Genomic DNA, 16,086 nt, shown 5'->3' on the forward strand with positions numbered 1-16,086 from the left:
ACCCCAGCGGGAGCAAGCTCCCTCGCCACAGGTTTCCATGGAACCACAGGAGCCGGCGAATACCAGAAACAAGAACGGGCCTGCATAAGCAGGCCCGTTTTTTAGGTGAAGATAAAGTGGGAAGGTAAAAAGTGAATCAGGCCTCAGCCGTTTTGTGCAGCCTGTTCGTTCTCGAGAAACTCGTCTTCCAGCAGCGCATCGGCCGTAGGCCTTTCGAACGGCACTACAGCGGCACGTGGTTTGCCCCGCAGCTTGCCGAACAGATGTTCAAGCGCATGTTCGAGTTTTTCGGCCGCACCGTCGATCGCCAGTTCCAGGTTAGCGGCTTTATGAGTGACAGAAATCGGTTGGTGGCCTTTTGGCCGCGCTTCCAGCTGACAGCGCATATCGTGGGGACCGGGCTTGTCGCCGTTCTCGTCCCGCAGATGGACCTCGACGCGGGTCAGGTCCTCCTCATAACGTTCGAGCGTGCTCTCAATGGTAGTACGTACCCACTCCTCCAGTCGGATGCTGCTTTGAATATGGTTATCGCTATTGACTTGGATTTGCATAGTTCCATCCCTTATTTCAGCTAGCTCGCGAGAGGCCCTTCGGCTGGCCCTTGGGCTTCATCACCGTGACCTCTTGGTTACACAATCGGTGTGCGCGCAGAACATTTCAACCCCTAAGAAAAGATAAATTTTCATACGCAAAAAAAGCCGGACAAGGAGCAAAAGCGCTGTTAAGGTCGGGAGTTGGGTCGCCTCGCTCTTTTGTCATAATTGCTCACATCTGCCGCTCCGCCAGTGGGTGCAGGCTACGAAAAACCCCCGCCTCCTCCACCAGCCAGTCATGCACCGCGCGTACGCCCGGATGGCTCAGCGCGCCCGGCGCATAGAGCAGCACGTAACGCTTGTGATTAGGCACCGCCAGGCCAAATGGCACGATTAACGTCCCGCGCTCCAGTTCATCGTTGAGCAGCGTTCGCCGCGCAATCGCCACCCCCATCCCGGCAATCGCCGCTTCGATGGTCAGGTGGTTACGATTGAAGGTGTGCCCGCGCCGCACATCCGCGCCTTCGAAGCCGATAGCGTTGAGATAAAACTCCCATTCCGCGTACTCGTAACTGCCGCGCCAGGCGGTGATGTCGTGCAGCAACGGAAAATGCACCAGATCCGCCGGGCCGTGCAGTGGCGGCCTTCCGCGCAACAGGCTCGGAGCGCAGACCGGAAAAATCTGCTCATCCAACAAGGCTGTGGATAACAATCCGGGATAACTGCCGTCGTTCAGGTCAATCGCCAGATCGAAGTCACCTTCGTGCAACGGAACACTGCTGTCCTCGGCCACCAGCCGCAGCTGAATATCCGGAAAGCGCTGTTGCAAACGCGGCAGGCGCGGGGTTAGCCATTTGCTCAGGAACGAGGGAATCGAGCGCAACCGCAAAATCCCGCTGATCATTCCCGCATCCAGTCGTCGCAATTCCGCATCGATGCTGCCGTAGGCTTCGTTGACGGTGATAGCCAATCGCTGGCCTTCGGCACTCAATTCCACGCCCCGGGCGCGACGATGAAACAGGCGAAAACCCAGCCGCTCTTCCAGTTGGCGAATTTGCTGACTGACCGCCCCCGGCGTGATGTGGAGTTCTTCGGCGCAACGGGTGAAGGACAAGTGCCGCGCGGCACACGAAAACACGTGCAGCCAGACGTAAGTCTGGGCGTGCAATTGGCGACTCATTGTTTAGTCCTGCTAAAGGCTGTCTTAGGAAGTTTCGTTGGTCACGTAGGACCGAGGTTGGCAGTATCGCCGACATTGCGCTTGTCCTACAGAAATGGCAGCGATTTCTCTTCCATTGCTTGTATAGGCTTTAGCATGGCTATCAGTGTTTTCGATCTCTTCAAAGTCGGCATCGGTCCGTCCAGCTCCCACACCGTCGGCCCGATGCGCGCCGCCGCGACCTTCGCCCAAGCACTGATTGACCAGGATTTACTGGCCGACGTGCGGCGGGTAGAAATTCGACTCTACGGTTCCCTTTCGGCCACCGGCGTCGGCCACGCAACCGACCGTGCCTGCGTCATGGGCCTGATGGGCGAATGGCCAGACAGTATTGATCCGAACTCAATCGACAGCCGAATCCAAACCTTGCGTGAAACCGGCGAACTGGGTCTGGCCGGCAAATCGACCATTGCCTTCAACTGGCAACGCGATCTCCTGCTGCTCGACGAGAGCCTGCCCTACCACCCCAACGCCATGTCTCTGACAGCCTTCGGCGAAACCGGTGAGCTGTTCGAGCAGACGTACTACTCGGTGGGCGGTGGTTTCATCATCGAAGCAGCCGAAGCCGAGTCCGGCATTGCGCCGGCCAGCGATGTGGTCTTGCCCTACGATTTCTCCAGCGCCGCCGAATTACTCAAGCTCTGCAACCAACACGGTCTGCGGGTTTCCGAGCTGATGATGGCCAACGAACGGGCCTGGCGCAGCGACGCCGAGATCCGCCAGGGGTTGCTGCATATCTGGTCGGTGATGCGTGAATGCGTCGAGCAAGGCTTGCGCCACGAAGGCATCCTGCCCGGCGGTCTGAATGTTCCGCGTCGCGCCGCGAAATTGCACCGCAGTCTGTTGGAAATCGGCAAACCGAATGTCATCAGCTCCACCCTGTCAGCCATGGAGTGGGTAAACCTGTTCGCCCTCGCCGTGAACGAAGAAAACGCGGCCGGCGGACGCATGGTTACCGCGCCTACAAACGGGGCGGCGGGGATCATTCCCGCAGTGCTGCACTACTACATGAAATTCAACCCGGACGCGTCGGACGATGACGTCGTGGCGTTCTTTTTGGGCGCTGCCGCTGTAGGCATCCTCTGCAAGAAAAACGCCTCGATCTCTGGCGCCGAAGTCGGCTGCCAGGGCGAAGTCGGTTCCGCCTGCGCCATGGCCGCCGCCGGCCTGGCCGACATACTCGGAGCGACTCCCGAGCAACTGGAAAACGCCGCCGAAATCGGCCTGGAACACAACCTCGGCCTGACCTGCGATCCGGTCGGCGGTCTGGTGCAGGTGCCGTGCATCGAGCGCAACGCAATCGCTGCCGTGAAGGCGATCAACGCCACGCAAATGGCCCTGCGCGGCGACGGCAAGCACTTCATTTCCCTGGACCGGGTGATCCGCACCATGCGCGATACCGGCGCCGACATGCACGACAAATACAAAGAAACTTCACGGGGCGGCCTGGCTGTTAGCTGGGTTGAATGTTGAAGAACATTTCCTGACAGCCCGTAACACGTGAGCCCGAGCAAGAATAATAACGAGGCAAAAACGATGACCGATGTACGTACACCCGCTGCCGATAATCCCGCTGTAGACCTGACACGCAATAGCGAAATATCCCACAAAGGCTGGAGTAAACACGACACCACCTGGATGCTTGGCCTCTATGGCACGGCGATTGGCGCTGGCACGTTGTTCCTGCCAATCAACGCCGGTGTCGGTGGTTTCTGGCCGCTGCTGATACTGGCGGTGCTGGCGTTTCCGATGACCTTCTTCGCCCACCGTGGCCTGACGCGTTTTGTATTGTCAGGCCGCTCCGGGGACATTACCGAAGTGGTGGAAGAACACTTCGGCATCGGCGCCGGCAAGCTGATCACGCTGCTGTATTTCTTCGCGATCTTCCCGATTCTGCTGGTGTACAGCGTGGCGCTGACCAACACCCTGAGCAGCCTCATGGAGCACCAGTTGCACATGACGCCGCCGCCTCGGGCGATCCTGTCGCTGGGGTTGATTCTCGGCTTGATGGCCATCGTCCGTTGCGGTCAGGGGGTCATCGTCAAATGCATGAGCGTGCTGGTTTATCCGTTCGTTGCGGCGTTGCTGCTGCTCGGCGTCAGCCTGATCCCGAACTGGAACGGCGCGTTCTTTGCCTCCGCCAGTGAAGGCATGCCGCTGCCACTGTTCTTCAAGACCTTATGGCTGGCGATTCCGGTGATGGTGTTCTCGTTCAACCATTCGCCGATCATCTCCGCCTTCGCCGTCGATCAGAAACAGCGTTACGGCGAGCAAGCCGAACGCAAAAGCAGCGGCATTCTCGCGATCGCTCACGTCATGATGGTCGTCACGGTGATGTTCTTCTGCTTCAGCTGCGTGCTGGCGTTGTCCCCGGCTGATTTGGCCGCTGCGAAGGCGCAGAACATTTCGATCCTGTCGTACCTGGCCAACCACTTCCAGACTCCGGTCATCGCTTACGCCGCACCATTGATTGCGCTGGTGGCGATCACCAAATCCTTCCTCGGCCATTACATCGGCGCCAGCGAAGGCTTTCAGGGGCTGATCGTGAAAAGCCTGCGTGGCCGTGGTCGCGTCATGTCCGCCAGTTGGCTGAACCGCATCACTGCGCTGTTCATGATCCTCAGCTGCTGGGCCGTCGCGACCTTCAATCCGAGCATCCTGGGCATGATCGAAACCCTCGGCGGGCCGATCATCGCGTGTCTGTTGTTCCTGATGCCGATGTACGCCATCCACCGCGTGCCGGCCTTGCGCCAGTACTCGAATCAGGCCTCGAACGTGTTCGTGGTGTTGATCGGTTTGATTGCACTGTCTGCGATCATCTACTCGTTCATGCCCTGAAACGGGCAGGCAAAAAGAAGGCGAGCCAGGGTGCTCGCCATTTTTTTGCCGTGTTCATTGTTCGACAATTTTTCCGGCATGCACCTTGCTATATCCCCTACGCAACACGGATGAAAGCGCATGAACATGGAAGGCCGGTGGTCTGGTGTTGCGAACTAATCCCGATCACGGCCGTCAACAACTGCACGTTCAATCAGGCGGTGACGCATTATGGACAACCCTTTTCAGCTCATTACCGATGCCTTTGCACCGGATTATCAAGTTAACCTGAGCATTCAGGGGCTGGACGGCAGCATCATGCTGACCCTCTCCAAAAGTGGCCGCGTAGTGGCCAAACGGATGATCAGTGCCGAACAGCGCAATGACCCCAAGCGCCTCAAACGCCTGGTGCAAAGCATTCAATTCGGCATCGCCATCGAACAGGGCCACAGCGCCGTGGCCATACTTGAAGCCATGACCGACGGCGACAATCGCAACCCGCCGCCGCCCTTGGTCAAATCCCGGCCCCGACCTTCAATGGGGCTTTAAATCTCGCCCTTCTCCACCTCGGGATGCTCACCGGAACCCGCACCGATCTTGCGTTGCGGGTGTTCGATCTTCACCGAAGGAAATTGCGACGAGGCGTAACGCACCACCAGAATCGCAAACGCCAGCAGCAGAATCCCGCCGCACAGGTAGATGATCCCCAGGTCCGGCGGATTGTGGTGCGAGACGTTGGAGATCAGCAGCCGCGTCAGTGCGGTGATCGCCACGTAGATCAGGAAGCGCACCGGCATGTGGTTGGTCTTGAAGTAAATCCCGACCATCGCCCCCAGTTCCAGGTAGATGAACAGCAGCAAGATGTCATCGATCTTGATGTGCCCCTGTTCGAGCATCCCGAGGAATTCCATCACTGCCGCCCACGCGGTCACCGCACCGATGGCGAACAGCGCCAGGTAGTGGAAGGTCTCGACGAACAGGTTGCCCAGGGACTCGGCCAGTTGGTGCACGTTCTGCCGCAGGTTCTCGGCCCAGTTGATTTTCACTTTGATTGTTCCTTAGCTCGGTTCGAGCGGATGATGCGGGTTGGACGTGACGGTTGTTCTGCATGCAGAAAAAAGGCCAGATACTGTTGGGTGAGATGATGGCTGCGTGACATGAGACACGTTGGCGGTGGTTGGACGGACGCCATCGCGGGCAAGCCCGCTCCCACAGGGTTCAGCGGTGATCCTTGTGGGAGCGAGCCTGCTCGCGATGGGAGCGCCACGGTTCACCTGACAAACCCTGAATTCGGTCTACATTAAAAAGCCACTACCCAAAGCGCAGGGATTCGCTTATCCTTTTCGCTGTATATAAATACAGTGGTCGAAACAGACAACTAATGTGAAGGCATGTGAGGTGGTGAATGGCCGTCGAAGTGGTATACCGCAGCAGCCGAGATCTGGAGCGCTTGTTCATGGATAAAGCCGAAGCTGACCGTCATGACAAAATGCTCGAACTGGCCGAATTGCTGGCTGAAGTGTTGCAAAAAGCCGTTCCGTCCCTGACCGAACAGCAAGTGGAAGAAGCCGGAATTTACATGGCGAAGAACCGTGATGTATTCGCCAAGGCATTCAAGAGCCAGCCGGACGCACTGTCCGAACTGCTGAATGCACCCGCCGAAGCCATTGAACCTGTTGAAGTAGCTGCACCAGTTGAAGTAGCGGGCGCTGAGCCGACCAAGCCAGCCAAAGCCGCCAAGACACCAAAGTAAGCAATGCCCGAATTGAATAGGCCCTGAATCAAATGGCTCAGGGCCTTTTTCATGCCTGCAGGAAACCTAGGCCTCGGGTTGTTCCAGCGCCTCGACCAACGCTTTGAAGAATCGCGCCGCCTCGCCACCGGTGACCACTCGATGATCAAAGGTCAGGGACAGCGGCAGGATCGGATGCACCACCACTGCCCCCTCGACCGCCACCGGTTCATCGCGGATCGCCCCGGCAGCGAGGATCGCCACTTGCGGCGGCACCACCACCGGGTTGGCGTAGCGGCCGAACAAGGTGCCGAAGTTCGACAGGGTCAGGGTCGCCCCCATCATTTCCTTAGGCGGGATCGAGCGCGCCTGCACGTCGGCCCGCAGACGCATGACGCCTTCCTTCAAATCCGCTGACGTGCGATTGCCTACATCGCGCAGCACCGGCACGAACAAGCCGTCCGGGGTATCCACGGCAATGCCCAGATCGAGCCATTCGTGTTGCTTGAGCGCCAGGGTTTTACCATCGAAGGCGCTGTTGAGCACCGGCTTTACGGCGCAGGCGGCCGCCATCGCCTTGGCCAGACGAATCAGCGGTTCTCGCGCCTGTCCCCAACGATACAAATCGGCATCACCGAAAATAGTCACCGGCACCACTTCGGCATGGGACCTGGCCATGTTCAGTGCCATGCTGCGTCGCACACCGCGCAGCTTCTCGCCGCCGAAGCGTTCGCGTTCCGTCTGGGCCGAATTCTCTACGTCGCTGCGGGTGATCTGGCCGTCCTGGCCGGAGCCGATCAAGGTGCTCAGTTCAACACCGAGCTGCCGAGCCAGTTGACGCACCGCCGGCGTAGCTCGGTTCGCCAGGTGCTCACGAGTCGAAGGTGCAGCGCCGATGAAAAATGCATCCTCCTGATTCGTACCGCCGCCCTCAAGCCGCCCGACCACAGTGCCCGCATCCGCTTCGCCTTCGTAACCGAGCAGAGGTTCGCCAACATGAAGGATGTCGCCCTCACCACCAAATGTTTTCGCCACCACGCCGTCGTAGGGCGCGGGAATGTCCACCAGCGCCTTGGCGGTTTCCACCGACACCAATAGTTGGTCGGTCTTGACGGTATCGCCGACCTTGACGTGCCAACGAACGATTTCCGCTTCCTGCAAGCCTTCGCCCAGATCCGGCAGTTTGAAATACTTCATCGCAATCTCCTCGGCCTCAGGCGTCTCTTCAGGGGTAGTGCTGCATGACGGTGTCGCAGGCATGAAGAATGTCTTCGACGCCGGGCATGTACAGCGATTCCAGTCGATACAGCGGCGGCGGGATGTCTGGCGCGGTGACTCGCTGGATCGGGGCCTGCAACTCCAGAAATACCCGTTCGTAGAGACTGGCGGCGATTTCCGCGCCGACCCCGCAGGAGCGTGGCGCTTCATGCACGATCACGCAGCGACCGGTCTTGCGCACCGAGGCCTCCATCGTGTCGAGGTCCAGCGGTTTGATACTGGCGACATCAATCACTTCCACCGAGACGCCCCGCTCGGCCAGTTGCGTGGCGGCTTGCAGGGTTTCCATCACGCTGGCGCCCCAACTGATCAAGGTAAGGTCGCTGCCTTCACGCAATGTGAAACAGCTGTCCAGTGGCAGGCGCTTGCCGTCATCCAGCAGCGGTTGCGGGTTCATTCGATAGAGTCGGGTTGGCTCGAGAAATATCACTGGATCCGGGTCGTCGATAGCCGCGAGCAGCAAGCCATAGGCCCGGGCCGGCGAGGACGGGATCACCACCCGCAGCCCCGGAATATGCGCGAACAAGGCTTCGGTGCTTTCGCTGTGATGTTCTGGCGCGCGAATCCCTGCCCCCATGGGCGTGCGCATCACCATCGGACAGGTGATCCGCCCGCGCGTGCGGTTGCGCATGCGGCTGGCGTGAGACACCAAGTGCTCCATGGCGGCGTAGATGAAACCCATGAACTGGATTTCCACCACCGGTTTCAGACCCTGGGCCGCCATGCCCACCACCAGCCCGCCGAGCATGGTTTCGGCCAGCGGCGAGTCGATCACCCGCTTGAAACCAAAGCTGTCGCGCAGGCCCAGCGTGGCGCGGAACACGCCCCCGTTCACCCCGACGTCTTCACCGAGGACGATGACGTTTTCGTCTTCACTCATGGCCCGATGCAACGCCAGATTCACCGCTTCCAGCAGCGTCACCTTACCGTTACTCATGGCCCGAACCTCCCGTCCGGCGCGCCACCCGTTCGAGAAATTCTTCGCGCTGTTCGGCCAGGGCTTGCGGCCACTGGGCGTAGACATGATCGATCACCGACTCCGGCGCCTGCAGGCCCGCCGCTTCGAAGTTATCCACAGCCTGCTGCACGAGGCCCTGACATTCACTGATCAGTGCCTGTTCGCGGCTTTCATCCCACACCCCCTGCCCGGCCATAAAGCGTTGCAGGCGTTTGATCGGTTCTTCGAGCCAGGCCTGCTTGACCTCCTCCGCCGGCCGATAGCGCGTGGCATCGTCGGCGGTGGTGTGATCGCCGAGGCGATAGCTCAGGCATTCGAGCAACACCGGGCCTTTACCGTGGCGCGCCCGTTCGAGGGCTGCTTGCATGCGGTCGTAAACGGCGAGCATGTCATTGCCGTCGACTTGCTCGCCGTGGAAGCCAGCGCCAATGGCTTTCTGCGCCAAGGTCGGGGCACCGCACTGAATGCGTCGCGGCACTGAGATCGCCCATTGGTTGTTGTTGATCACAAACACCACTGGCAATTGCCAGGCGCCAGCGACATTGAGTGCCTCGAGGAAATCACCTTTGCTGGTTCCGCCGTCGCCGCAGGTGGTGACCGCGACTCGATGCTCGCCGCGGATCTTGAAGGCGCTGGCGACGCCGCAGGCATGCAGGGCTTGAGTGGCAATCGGCACACAGATCGGGAAATCCTGAGCGACCGCCGGGTCGGCGAAGTCGCTGCCACGCTCATCGCCGCCCCAATACAAGAGGATTTCTTCCATGCGCACACCGCGCATCAACTGCACGGCGGTGTCGCGGTAATAGGGGATCAGTACGTCTTCGGCGTGCATCAGGCTGCCGACCGCGACACCAATGGCTTCCTGGCCCAAGGTCGGCGCATAAGTGCCGATGCGCCCGGTGCGTTGCAAGGCGACAGCTTTCTGATCGAAAAGGCGGGTCAGGACCATCTGCCGATACAGGCGCGTCAACAGATTGAAATCGTCGGCCCAGTCGGGAAGATCGCCAAGCAACTGGCCGTCAGGGGATAGAAATCGGGTGTACGGCAGCTCAACCTTGTGAAGCATCACAGGGCTCCTGGCACGCGTGAGTCGGCGTGCATTCGTCAGGCCCGACGCTTGTGGCGCAGGGCTTGGGGAGCAATGGCCGGATAGGCTCTCACTCCTTTCAAACTTTTCACCGGTACAGCGTCACCGGTACAACACTTTCTCCGCCAACTCATCCGCCACCCGGGCCGGAGAACGCTTTTCCGCCTGGGCATGGGCGAATACTTCGGTCAGCCGTGAACTGATTTTCGACAGGTGCGCGGTAATGGTCGTCAGCTCTTCCCCACGGTGTTTGAGCGACACGTAGATCAGCCCGCCGGCATTGATCACGTAATCAGGCGCATACAAAATGCCCCGGCGCTCCAGCTGATCGGCGATTTCCAGATGGATCAGTTGGTTGTTCGCCGAACCTGCGACCGCCGCGCAGCGCAGTTGCGACACACTGTTGGTGTTTAGCACACCGCCCAGGCCGCAGGGCGCGAGTATGTCGCACGGTGTACTGAGCAGCGCGTCGTTGGCGATCGGATGAGCGCCCAACTGCTCCATGGCCAGCTGTACTTTGCCGTGATCGATGTCGCTGACCAGCAGTTCGGCACCGGCCGCGTGTAGCTGTTCGGCCAGGGCATAACCGACATTGCCCAAGCCTTGAATGGCTATGCGCAAACCTTCGAGATTATCGCTGCCCAAGCGGGCCATGGCAGTGCTGCGAATGCCGGCAAACACACCCATGGCGGCGTGCGGTGCAGGGTCGCCTGCGGCAGTGGTGCTGGTGACGAATTGGGTCTGTTGGGCGATGCAATCCATGTCCGCCACCGAGGTGCCGGCGTCGATGGCGGTGATGTAGCGACCGTCGAGTTCGTTGATGCAGCGCCCGAAGGCTTCAAATAGCGCGGCGCGGTTTTCCACATGGGCCGGGCGAACAATCACCGCAACGCCACCGCCCTGAGCCAGGCCGGCCAGGGCCGCCTTGTAACTCATGCCTTGGGCAAGGCGCACGGCATCCTCGATCGCGGATTCATCGCTGGGGTAAGCAAGGTAACGACACCCGCCCAGGGCAGGCCCCAGACGGCTGTTGTGGATGGCAATCACCGCCTTCAACCCGGTGACCGGATCGACGCTCAGGTGCAGCGATTCAAGGCGAGTGCTTTGCATGAGAGCGAACATCGTAGGGCTCCCGAATCACTTCTTGTAGTCGCCAGTATAGGCTTGCGCACAAAAATTGCAGAAGCGCACCGGAATAAGCGGCGTCGCTTTGAACGCTTTCGGACATAACCTGTTACCACCTGTGTGCAGCACTGGACGAAAGCGTGTGACGGGGCTAAAACGAGGCATTGCCCGGAGATTTTGATGACCCCGCGCCAACGTTTTTTCGATTGTCTGCAACGATCACCGCCCGCGCTGTTCGAGGCGGCGCTGTGGATTGCTGTCGAACACGATAAAGAGCTGGATCCCGAGGCTGTGCTGGCGGATTTCAAGGACCTGCAACAGCGGGTCAGCTATGGGCTGCCGATGCTGCCGGTGAGTGAATTGGCCCAACCGTTGTTGCGGCGAATGAATGACTTGGGGTTCGCTCAGGACGACTCCACGCCCTTGCGTCCGCAAGTGGCGTTACTCAATAAAGTACTGGAACGTCGGCGGGGACAACCGCTGGTGCTGGGCCTGATTGCCCTGGAACTGGCCAGAAGGCTGGAGATCCCCATGGTCGGGGTCAACTTTCCCGGGCATTTCCTGCTGCGGGTGCAAGGCGCTGATCACCTGCTCGACCCGTGCGGCGGGCGACGGTTGTACCCCAATGATTGCCGCGAACTGCTGCAACGCCAGTACGGCCCGAACATGAAGCTCGGCGCCGAGCATTTACTGACTGCCGAACCGGTGCAGATGCTGCAGCGGCTGTCGCGCAACCTGCGCCAGTTGTACCTCACGAATGACGACTACATCGACGCCCTGATCGACGCCGAGCGCGTGCTTGAATTGGGCAACGCCAGCGCCTCCGACTATCTGGCCCGGGCCAGCCTCTATCAACGACTGGACTGCCCGAATGCCGAGCGCTTTGACCTGGAGCATGCGCTGCTGCTCAGTGACGATCCGATCCAGCGGATTCGCCTGACTGAACGGCTCGGGCATTTGCCGCCGAATTCGGTCGTGCATTAAAAGCAAAAGATCGCAGCCTTCGGCAGCTCCTACATTGGGATGGCGTACACCCTGTAGGAGCTGCCGAAGGCTGCGATCTTTTGATCTTGTTTCTGACAACCTTGTTATGGGGTATCGGGCTGATTCGCCGGATGGGCCAGGAAGAAGGCTGGGTGTGTCGCCGCCAGCGCCGCCACCCGACGAATTCGCGGGTAGGCTTCCAATGAAATATTGAAGCGCTCGGCTGCATACAACTGCGGGATCAAATAGACGTCCGCCAGCCCCGGTTGATCGCCAAAGCAATAACCGGTGTCACCGATCAATTGCTCCACCGTCGCCAACCCTTGGCTGATCCAGTGACCGATCCACTCCACCACCTGCGGCTCATCGTGCCCCAACTGCCGAAGCTTGTTGAGTACGCTGACGTTGTGCAGCGGGTGAACATCGCAACCGATCACCGCCGCCACGCCACGCTCATGAGCGCGGGCGGCGAGGTCTTTGGACAGCAGCGGCACCTGTGGATAACGTTCCTCCAGGTATTCGATGATCGCCGGTGACTGGATCAGTAACTCGCCCTCATCAGTGCGCAAGGCCGGCACCCGGCCTTGCGGGTTGATGCCAAGATAAGTCGGCTGCCGATGTTCGCCACCTTGCGGCGCAATCAGGTTGATTGGCAGCGCCTGGTAATCCAGCCCCTTCAACGCCAGCGCGATACGCACCCGGTAAGACGAGGTCGAACGGTAGTAGGTATAGAGTTCCATGCCCCGATCCTCTTAGCGTGCTGGCAGCACTTTGCCACGGCACTCGCCAAAACCGATGGAAGCAAAACCCTCGCGGTTGCAACGCGCGCGCAGAATGATTTCGTCGCCGTCCTCAAGGAATTTACGCACCTCGCCCGACGCCAGTTCGATCGGCTTTTTACCGCCCTCGGTGATTTCCAGCAGGCTGCCGAACTGACCGTTTTCAGGACCGGACAGCGTGCCCGAACCGAACAGATCACCGGCCTGCAACTGGCAGCCGTTGACGCTGTGGTGCGCAACCAGTTGTGCAACGGTCCAGTACATGTGTTGGGTGTTGCTGAGGGTCAGGCGATGGGCTGGCAGATTTTGCTCGCGCATCGATTCGGTCAGCAGCAGCACTTCGAGTTCGATGTCGAAGGCACCGGCGGCCTGATCACGTTTGTCGAACAGGTACGGCAGCGGCTGCGGATCGCCTTCCGGGCGCGCAGGCTGCGCACGACGGAACGGCTCCAGCGCTTCGGCCGTCACCACCCACGGCGAAATACTGGTGATGAAACTCTTGGACAGGAACGGCCCCAGCGGCTGGTATTCCCAGGCCTGGATGTCCCGCGCCGACCAGTCGTTGAGCAGGCAGAAACCGGCGATGTGGTCGGCGGCATCACCGATGGGAATGGAGTCGCCCATCGCGTTGCCCTGACCGATCCAGATACCCAGTTCCAGTTCGTAGTCCAGACGTGCGCACGGGCCAAACGTCGGCTCGGTCTGGCCGGCCGGCAGGGTCTGGCCTTTCGGACGGCGAACGTCAGTGCCGGACGGGCGAATGGTCGATGCACGGCCGTGATAACCGATCGGCACGTACTTGTAGTTCGGCAGCAACGGGTTGTCCGGGCGGAACAGTTTGCCGACATTCTGCGCGTGCTCGATGCCGACGTAGAAGTCGGTGTAGTCGTTGATCCTCGCCGGCAGGTGCATTTCGCAATCCGCCGCCAGCGGCAGCAGTTTGGCGCCTTGAGCCTCGATCTTGCCGTGCAGGGTGCTGCCTTCGGCAAACAGTTCCAGCAGACGTTCGCGCAAAGCGACACGAGCCTCGCGGCCCAATTCGAAGAACGCATTCAACTGACCGCCACGGGTGGCTTCGACTGCTTTCTTCGCAATGCCCTCGAACAGGCCGGCATCCAGCGCTGCTTCCAGATCAAAGATATGTTCGCCAATGGCCACGCCACTGCGCGGTGCCGAACCCTTCACGCTGAACACGCCCAACGGCAGGTTCTGCAGCGGAAAATCCGTGTGGCCGTTGGCAGAGGCAACCCAGCTACGAGTGATGGAAGTCTGAGTCATGGGTTATCTCCGGGTCGGGTCGAAAGTGGCGGGCAGCGTGGCCCAGCAAGCGTCGTAATTGTTTTGCAGTTGCGGGCAATCCAGGGCGAATCGGCTCGGACGCAACACTTGGCTGGTCTCGAACATGAAGGCCATGGTGTTATCGATTTTAGCCGGTGCCAGTTCAGCGTTGATCGCCTTGGTGCAGGTCTCGCCGTCGGGGCCGTGGGCGCTCATGCAGCTGTGCAACGACGCACCGCCAGGCACGAAACCTTCGGCCTTGGCATCGTATTCGCCCTGGATCAGGCCCATGAATTCGTTCATCAGGTTGCGGTGGAACCACGGCGGACGGAATGTCTTCTCGGCCACCATCCAGCGTGGCGGGAAGATCACGAAGTCGAGGTTGGCCAAACCGTGCACGCTGGTCGGCGAGGTCAGGACGGTGAAAATCGACGGATCCGGGTGATCGAAACTGACCGTGCCGATGGTGTTGAAACGGCGCAGGTCATATTTGTACGGCACGTTATTGCCGTGCCAGGCGACCACGTTCAGCGGCGAATGATCAAGCTCACAACCCCACAATTGGCCGAGGAATTTCTGCACCAGGGTGGTCGGTTGCTTGAGGTTTTCGTAATGGGCCACTGGCGTCAGGAAGTCGCGGGGATTAGCCAGGCCGTTACTGCCGATCGGCCCCAGATCCGGCAGGCGCAATGGCGCGCCGTGATTTTCGGCTATGTAGCCGCGGGCTTGCGGATCGAGCAGTTCGACGCGGAATTTCAGCCCGCGAGGCAGGACGGCGATTTCCAGCGGTTCCAGCTCCAGCACGCCCAGTTCGGTGGCGATGCGCAAACGGCCAAGTTCCGGCACCAGCAACAGTTCACCGTCGGCGTTGAAGAACACGCGCTCCATGGAGCGGTTGGCGCGGTAGTTATAGATGCTGATCCCGGACGGTTTTTCCGCGCCCGAGTTGGCGGCCATGCTCACCAGCCCGTCGATGAAATCGGTCGGCTCGGTCGGAATGTCCAAGGGGTTCCAGCGCAGGCGATTGGGGGTTACTTCACCCAATGGACCGCCGGCCAGTTGCCGATCCAGTTTGACGAATGCCGGGTGGTTGGCCGACGGCTGAATGCGGTACATCCAGGTCCGTCGTGCTTCGCTGCGAGCCATGGTAAACGCCGTACCGGAGAACAGTTCGGTGTACAGGCCGTAAGGGACTTTTTGTGGGGAGTTCTGGCCAATGGGCAGTGCGCCGGGCAACGCTTCGCTGCTGAATTCGTTGCCAAAGCCTGACTGGTAAGCCAGTGCTGGTGCCGTTGAATCGAGGTTCATGGAGCCTCCTGAACGGGAGTAGGCAATGGCCTGTCACTCTGCTGAAGAGGTCTTGGCACGCCTGGGTTATTTTTATCGTAATTCAATTACGCATAACGTAATTTGATTGGTATTGACCGTCAAGCTATAAAGACGCCCATTCGTCCCGGGATCACACCGCCTCATGACCAGCGAAAGCAACGGTAAACAGAAAGTCCGCTCGGCCGAGGTCGGCACCGACATCCTCAAGGCGCTTGCCGAGCTGTCACCGTCGACCTCGTTGTCGCGCCTGGCCGAACACGTGCAGATGCCGGCGAGCAAGGTTCACCGCTATTTGCAGGCGCTGATCGCCAGCGGTTTTGCCGAGCAGAACCCCGCCACCAACCACTACGGTCTCGGCCGTGAAGCGCTTCGAGTCGGCCTGGCTGCTTTGAACAGTATGGACGTGCTGAAAGTCGCCGCCCTGCCCTTGGCCGAGTTGCGTGATGAGCTGAATGAGACCTGCTTTATAGCGGTGTGGGGCAATCAGGGCGCGACGGTGGTGCACATCGAACCGGCGGTGCGCGCGGTGACAGTGGTCACGCAATTGGGCTCGGTTTTACCGTTGCTCAGTTCGTCGACAGGACTGGTGTTCAGTGCCTATTTGCCTCATCGCGAAACCGATGAATTGCGCGATCTAGAGGTCCGCGCCGTCGAAGCTCATCCGTTGGCCGATGAGCAGGCTTACACCACATTGTGCGAACAGATCCGCGAACGCGGCTTGCACCATGTTCACGGCTTGCTGATGCCCGGCGTGGATGCATTGTCGGCGCCGGTGTTCAATGCGGTCGGACAGGTAGCGGCGGTGATAACCATCGTCGGCCCGACCTCGTTGTTTCACGCCGATGAAAACGGCCCGGCGGCGCAGCGTTTGCTGGCGGCGACGCGGGCCGTGAGTTGGCGGATGGGGTATCAATCTGAAGACTTCAACCGCTGAGCGGGATCTGGAAGCAACGGCCAGCCTTGGCTA

The 16,086-nt window shown here is 60.0% G+C and carries 15 protein-coding genes and 1 pseudogene; 6 read left to right on the forward strand and 10 right to left on the reverse strand.

The genetic code is table 11. The features are described from left to right. Nucleotides 1–143: 143 nt before the first annotated feature. Both JFU11_RS19925 and JFU11_RS19930 read right to left on the reverse strand, forming a co-directional pair. Nucleotides 144–551 (reverse strand): HPF/RaiA family ribosome-associated protein, encoded by a 408-nt coding sequence (locus JFU11_RS19925; protein ID WP_008070486.1) that lies wholly within the window; start codon nt 549–551, stop codon nt 144–146. 214 nt (nt 552–765) lie between these two features. After that, nucleotides 766–1,713: a LysR substrate-binding domain-containing protein gene (locus tag JFU11_RS19930; RefSeq protein WP_123719965.1), complete on the reverse strand. Its 948-nt coding sequence runs from the start codon at nt 1,711–1,713 to the stop codon at nt 766–768. Between the two features lie 135 nt (nt 1,714–1,848). Here JFU11_RS19930 and JFU11_RS19935 point away from each other — a divergent pair, with 135 nt between their 5' ends. From JFU11_RS19935 to JFU11_RS19945, 3 genes are all read left to right on the forward strand, one after another. Continuing rightward, the gene (locus JFU11_RS19935) at nt 1,849–3,225 is read left to right on the forward strand and encodes an L-serine ammonia-lyase (protein WP_123719966.1); all 1,377 of its coding nucleotides are present in this window, start codon (nt 1,849–1,851) and stop codon (nt 3,223–3,225) included. A gap of 63 nt (nt 3,226–3,288) precedes the next feature. Beyond that, nucleotides 3,289–4,590, forward strand: a complete 1,302-nt coding sequence (locus tag JFU11_RS19940; protein ID WP_201061893.1) for a serine/threonine transporter — start codon at nt 3,289–3,291, stop codon at nt 4,588–4,590. A 210-nt stretch (nt 4,591–4,800) separates the two neighbouring features. Beyond that, nucleotides 4,801–5,118 (forward strand): DUF3509 domain-containing protein, encoded by a 318-nt coding sequence (locus tag JFU11_RS19945; RefSeq protein ID WP_123496706.1) that lies wholly within the window; start codon nt 4,801–4,803, stop codon nt 5,116–5,118. On the opposite strand, the gene JFU11_RS19950 is transcribed toward JFU11_RS19945, so the two are convergent. Then, nucleotides 5,115–5,615: a phosphate-starvation-inducible PsiE family protein gene (locus JFU11_RS19950; RefSeq protein WP_007903272.1), complete on the reverse strand. Its 501-nt coding sequence runs from the start codon at nt 5,613–5,615 to the stop codon at nt 5,115–5,117. The two genes, JFU11_RS19945 and JFU11_RS19950, sit on opposite strands and share 4 nt — an antisense overlap. A gap of 359 nt (nt 5,616–5,974) precedes the next feature. On the opposite strand from JFU11_RS19950, the pseudogene JFU11_RS19955 reads away from it, so the two are divergent. Further along, nucleotides 5,975–6,214, forward strand: a pseudogene (locus JFU11_RS19955) (YebG family protein); the annotation flags it as partial. 174 nt (nt 6,215–6,388) lie between these two features. On the opposite strand, the gene JFU11_RS19960 reads toward JFU11_RS19955, so the two are convergent. The 4 genes from JFU11_RS19960 to JFU11_RS19975 form a co-directional block, all read right to left on the reverse strand. Continuing rightward, the gene (locus JFU11_RS19960) at nt 6,389–7,498 is read right to left on the reverse strand and encodes a dihydrolipoamide acetyltransferase family protein (protein ID WP_201061894.1); all 1,110 of its coding nucleotides are present in this window, start codon (nt 7,496–7,498) and stop codon (nt 6,389–6,391) included. Between the two features lie 28 nt (nt 7,499–7,526). Then, on the reverse strand, nt 7,527–8,516 hold the full coding sequence (locus tag JFU11_RS19965) for an alpha-ketoacid dehydrogenase subunit beta (RefSeq protein WP_201061895.1): 990 nt from the start codon (nt 8,514–8,516) through the stop codon (nt 7,527–7,529). Continuing rightward, on the reverse strand, nt 8,509–9,603 hold the full coding sequence (gene pdhA / locus JFU11_RS19970; RefSeq protein WP_201061896.1) for a pyruvate dehydrogenase (acetyl-transferring) E1 component subunit alpha: 1,095 nt from the start codon (nt 9,601–9,603) through the stop codon (nt 8,509–8,511). The genes JFU11_RS19965 and pdhA overlap by 8 nt, the downstream gene beginning before the upstream one ends. Nucleotides 9,604–9,726: 123 nt before the next feature. Then, nucleotides 9,727–10,746 carry a Glu/Leu/Phe/Val dehydrogenase gene (locus tag JFU11_RS19975; protein WP_201061897.1) on the reverse strand — a complete coding sequence of 340 codons (1,020 nt, stop codon included), beginning with the start codon at nt 10,744–10,746 and terminating at the stop codon, nt 9,727–9,729. A 183-nt stretch (nt 10,747–10,929) separates the two neighbouring features. Between JFU11_RS19975 and JFU11_RS19980 the strand changes: the two genes are divergently transcribed. Beyond that, nucleotides 10,930–11,733 carry a transglutaminase family protein gene (locus JFU11_RS19980; protein ID WP_123719971.1) on the forward strand — a complete coding sequence of 268 codons (804 nt, stop codon included), beginning with the start codon at nt 10,930–10,932 and terminating at the stop codon, nt 11,731–11,733. A 104-nt stretch (nt 11,734–11,837) separates the two neighbouring features. Here the strand turns inward: JFU11_RS19980 and maiA are convergent, their stop codons facing one another. The 3 genes from maiA to hmgA are packed head-to-tail and all read right to left on the reverse strand — an operon-like array spanning nt 11,838 to nt 15,098. Continuing rightward, a complete protein-coding gene (gene maiA, locus JFU11_RS19985; protein ID WP_123719972.1) occupies nt 11,838–12,473 on the reverse strand; it encodes a maleylacetoacetate isomerase in 636 nt (211 codons plus the stop codon). A gap of 12 nt (nt 12,474–12,485) precedes the next feature. After that, a complete protein-coding gene (gene fahA / locus JFU11_RS19990; protein ID WP_201061898.1) occupies nt 12,486–13,790 on the reverse strand; it encodes a fumarylacetoacetase in 1,305 nt (434 codons plus the stop codon). Nucleotides 13,791–13,793: 3 nt separating this feature from the next. Next, entirely contained in the window at nt 13,794–15,098 is a 1,305-nt protein-coding gene (gene hmgA, locus JFU11_RS19995) for a homogentisate 1,2-dioxygenase (protein WP_201061899.1), read from the reverse strand. Between the two features lie 163 nt (nt 15,099–15,261). Here hmgA and JFU11_RS20000 point away from each other — a divergent pair, with 163 nt between their 5' ends. Further along, nucleotides 15,262–16,053 (forward strand): IclR family transcriptional regulator, encoded by a 792-nt coding sequence (locus JFU11_RS20000; RefSeq protein ID WP_201061900.1) that lies wholly within the window; start codon nt 15,262–15,264, stop codon nt 16,051–16,053. The last annotated feature ends 33 nt before the right edge of the window (nt 16,054–16,086 follow it).

The sequence above is a fragment of the Pseudomonas sp. TH37 genome (assembly GCF_016650735.1).
GTDB classification, from domain to species: Bacteria; Pseudomonadota; Gammaproteobacteria; order Pseudomonadales; family Pseudomonadaceae; genus Aquipseudomonas; species Aquipseudomonas farris.